Below are 3,591 nucleotides of genomic sequence, written 5' to 3'. Positions count from 1 at the left end.
GCCAGCAGCGGCGTGATCAGCGGCGAATAGACGGCGTCGGCGACCCACAGGTTTTCGCGCAGCAGCGAGGTGGGGACCGGGGTGTCCCGGTTCGGCAGCATTCCCACCGGCGTGCCGTTGACGAGGCCGGTTGCGCCACGGAGCGCGTCTTCCACGCTCGTGGCCACCCGCGCGCCACCATGCTTGGCCAGTAGCGCGGCGAGCTTTTCGGCGCGCGCCGGCTCGCTGTCGAAGATTCGGAGGTCAGTCACCTTCAGGCTCGCCAGCGCAAAGGCAATTGCCTTGCCGACGCCGCCGGTGCCGATCACGGCCACCGCATTTCCGGACGGCGCCAGCAGCGGTGCGACCGCGCGCGCAAAGCCCGTCGTGTCGGTGTTGTGGCCGATCAGCCGGCCGTCCCTGGCGACGACGGTGTTGACCGCCGCCATGGTCGCCGCAGCCGGCGCCAGCTCGTCGAGCAGCGGGACAACGGCCTCCTTGTAGGGAAAGGTGACGTTGACGCCGGCAAAGCCGAGCCGCCGCACGCCTTCCAGCATCATGGCGAGCCCGGCGGCGTCGGCGCCGGCGACCTCGATGAGCTGGTAATGGCCGCGCAGGCCGAGCGCCTCGGCGGCGCGCTCATGCATGGCAGGGGAAGCGGAATGCGCGATCGGCGCGCCGATCAGGCCGGTGAGGAGTTTCTTGCTGGCGGAGTATCCGCGCTTCGACATGGTTCGCTATCGTCTCGTTGGGAGCGTTCGGTCCCGGCCATTAGCGGGGAAACCTGCGCAATTGCTAGGGGCTTCCAAGGTGGCTTCCGCATGCGACGATAGCCTTTCCCTCGCCTAACACAATTACCCTTTTGTCCCGCTAACCTAACATCATGTTATTTCTTCCGTCCGCGTGCAGGCGCAGCCCTGCCGTTGCCGCGGGAGGGCTCGACCGCGCGCATCTCGGCGCGCAGGGATTCGATGAAATACTCGACGTGAAGTGACAACGGTGCGCCGCGCTTCACCGCGATGTAGGTCTCGAACCGCGTCGGCTCGGTGATCTTGAGCAGCTCGATCCCGGGATAGCCGCCATGGGCAACCGTGAACTGGTCGATGACGGCGATGCCGAGGCCCGCTTTCACCAGCGCGCAGACCGTGGTGCCGAAGCGCGCGCGAATGGTGATGTTGTATTCGAGCCGGTTGCGCGCAAAGATCCCGGCCATGATCCGGCCGTAGGGATCGTTCGGATCGATGCCGATCAGCGGATAGCGGGTGATCTCGGCGGCCGAGACCTGCTTGCGGCCGGCGAGTTCATGGCCGGGCGGCACCATGCAATAGAGCTCGCCCGAGGCGAGCGGCAGGAAATCGAGCCCGGAATGCTCGAGCCGGTAGCTCATCGCGACGCACTCGCCGCGGCCGAGCATCAGATAGTCGATGGCTTCCTCGATCTTGAGGACATTGATGTCGATGCCGAGATCGGGATAGCGGCGCCGGACGCGCTCGATCGCGCGCGGCACCATCACCTGCGAGATGCTCGGCACCGAGCCGATGCGCAATTCCGACAGGCCGCCGCGGCCGATCTTGGAGATGATCTCGGAGAGGTCGTCGACCTTCTTGTAGACGCCGTTGATCTGCTCGAAGATGTTCTCGGCCTCCGGCGTCGGGAAATAGCGGCCGTTCTGGCGCTGGAAGAAGCGGATGCCGAGCGAGCGCTCAGTGTATTTGACGAGGCGGCTGATCCCCGGCGCCGAGACGTTGAGCAGCTTCGCCGCACCGCCAATGGTGCCCGTCACCATCACGGCACGGATCACTTCCACCTGGCGCAGTGTCATCATGTTCCTGGCATCCCGAAGAGACCGTGGCGGCGATCATCTCACGAGAGCCGTGATGTCATCCAGCGGCAAGTGTCTGTCAATGTCAGCGGGAGCGGCGGGTTTCTTACGTTCTCCAACACGGGAGAAGGGAGAACTTCGCGGTGGGAGTGTTTCGACTAAAATCTGCGCGTTCAAATGGAAGGACGTCGCATCCGCGCGAGCAACTCTCGCGTCTGCCGCAACTGCGCTTCTAGCTCGCCGGCCCTTCGGGCGACACGCGGTCCGCGAACTCCGCGCACTCGCTTTGCAGCACCTCGCGCGCGAATTCGATGATCTTCTGCTTGTTCGCCGTTTCCCGCACGGCGAAAAACACGCGGTTCAATTCCAGGCCGAGCACGCTGTTGAGGGCGATGTTCTCGTCGTCCATCGTGGGTTTCCCGCATTGTACGCCACAGCTTTGTACGCCACAGGTGTAACTTGACGTCACTTCTTCCACAAGTAGATTGAAGCTGCGGAGCGGGTGGATACCGGAGAACTACGGAAGCAGCGAATTGAGGCAGCCCCCGAATACGTGCTATAGCGGACGGCGAGGGTCAGGAAACGCACCGATGTCCGCCGTCGATTATGGCCGGGAAGCGCTCGACTTCATCGAAGGCCTGGATACCTATCGCAAGGTACCGGACGCCATGGACGCGCTTGAAACGGCCTTCGGCCGTTTCGGCTTCGAAACCATCATCGTGACGGGATTGCCGAACCCCGATCAGCGATTTGCGCAGATGGTGCTCGCCAAGCGCTGGCCGGCGGGATGGTTCAATCTCTACACCCAGAACAATTACGACCGCTTCGATCCCGTGGTGCGGCTGTGCCGGCAATCGGTCAATCCGTTCGAGTGGTCGGAGGCGCCGTATGATGCCGAGCTCGAGCCGAACGCGGCCGAGGTGATGAACCGCGCCGGCGATTTTCGCATGTCGCGCGGCTTCATCGTGCCGATCCACGGACTCACCGGCTATGAAGCCGCGGTGTCGCTCGGCGGCGTGCATCTGGACCTCAATCCCCGCAGCAAGCCGGCCCTGCACCTGATGGCGATGTATGGCTTCGACCACATTCGCCGTCTGCTCGAGCCGACGCCGTATCCGTCGACGCGTCTCACTCCGCGCGAGCGCGAGGTGATCGCCTGGGCCTCGCAGGGCAAGTCGGCTTGGGAAATCGGCGAGATCCTGCACATCACGCAGCGCACCGCCGAAGAGCATCTTGCAACCGCTGCGCGCAAGCTCGGTGCTGTCAACCGTACGCATGCGGTTGCGCTGGCGATTCGCCACAAGATCATCAATCCCTGAGCGACGTACTGGGAAATTTCCCAATATCGAGCCTGCCTCTTTTCGCAGAGGGTGCCCCCCATTGAGGCTGAATGGGGGTTTTCATGATTCATGCAATTTCCGCGGTCAATCGCCACTTATACGAAGACGTAATCGAGCAGCACTTCCGGCTGCGCCATGAGATCTTTGTCGAGGAGCGCCATTGGGAGGCGCTGCGCAGGCCGGATGGCCGCGAGATCGATTCCTATGACGACGAGGACACCGTCTATCTGCTTGCGCTGGAGGGCCGGCGCATCGTCGGCGGTCACCGGCTCTACCCGACGACCAAGCCCTCGATGATGAGCGAGGTCTTCCCGCACCTGGCGGCGGTACGCGGCTGCCCCTCAGATCCGCTGATCTGGGAATGGTCGCGCTACTTCGTCGTCCGCGATCGCCGCGACGGCACTCTCAACCTGCAACTGATGGCGGCGGTGCAGGAGTTCTGCCTCGGCC

The 3,591-nt window shown here is 63.8% G+C and carries 5 protein-coding genes; 2 read left to right on the top strand and 3 right to left on the bottom strand.

Going from position 1 to position 3,591, the window contains the following annotated elements; genetic code table 11:
• The 3 genes from AC1D00_RS31845 to AC1D00_RS31835 form a co-directional block, all read right to left on the bottom strand.
• Positions 1-710, bottom strand: a 710-nt coding sequence (locus tag AC1D00_RS31845; RefSeq protein ID WP_477013395.1) for a shikimate dehydrogenase, incomplete at its 3' end; no start/stop codon positions are given.
• 155 nt (positions 711-865) lie between these two features.
• Positions 866-1,804 (bottom strand): LysR family transcriptional regulator, encoded by a 939-nt coding sequence (locus tag AC1D00_RS31840; RefSeq protein ID WP_025575592.1) that lies wholly within the window; start codon positions 1,802-1,804, stop codon positions 866-868.
• Positions 1,805-2,033: 229 nt separating this feature from the next.
• Complete coding sequence (locus AC1D00_RS31835; protein WP_167771068.1) at positions 2,034-2,210, bottom strand: hypothetical protein; 177 nt, start codon at positions 2,208-2,210, stop codon at positions 2,034-2,036.
• Between the two features lie 181 nt (positions 2,211-2,391).
• Between AC1D00_RS31835 and AC1D00_RS31830 the strand changes: the two genes are divergently transcribed.
• Together AC1D00_RS31830 and AC1D00_RS31825 are read left to right on the top strand one after the other, a co-directional pair.
• A complete protein-coding gene (locus AC1D00_RS31830; RefSeq protein WP_025575590.1) occupies positions 2,392-3,120 on the top strand; it encodes a helix-turn-helix transcriptional regulator in 729 nt (242 codons plus the stop codon).
• A gap of 83 nt (positions 3,121-3,203) precedes the next feature.
• Positions 3,204-3,591, top strand: a 388-nt coding sequence (locus AC1D00_RS31825) for an acyl-homoserine-lactone synthase (protein WP_477013394.1), incomplete at its 3' end; no start/stop codon positions are given.

Source organism: Bradyrhizobium sp. P2_E8, from assembly GCF_056403875.1.
This window is presented reverse-complemented; position numbering and strand designations above follow the sequence as displayed.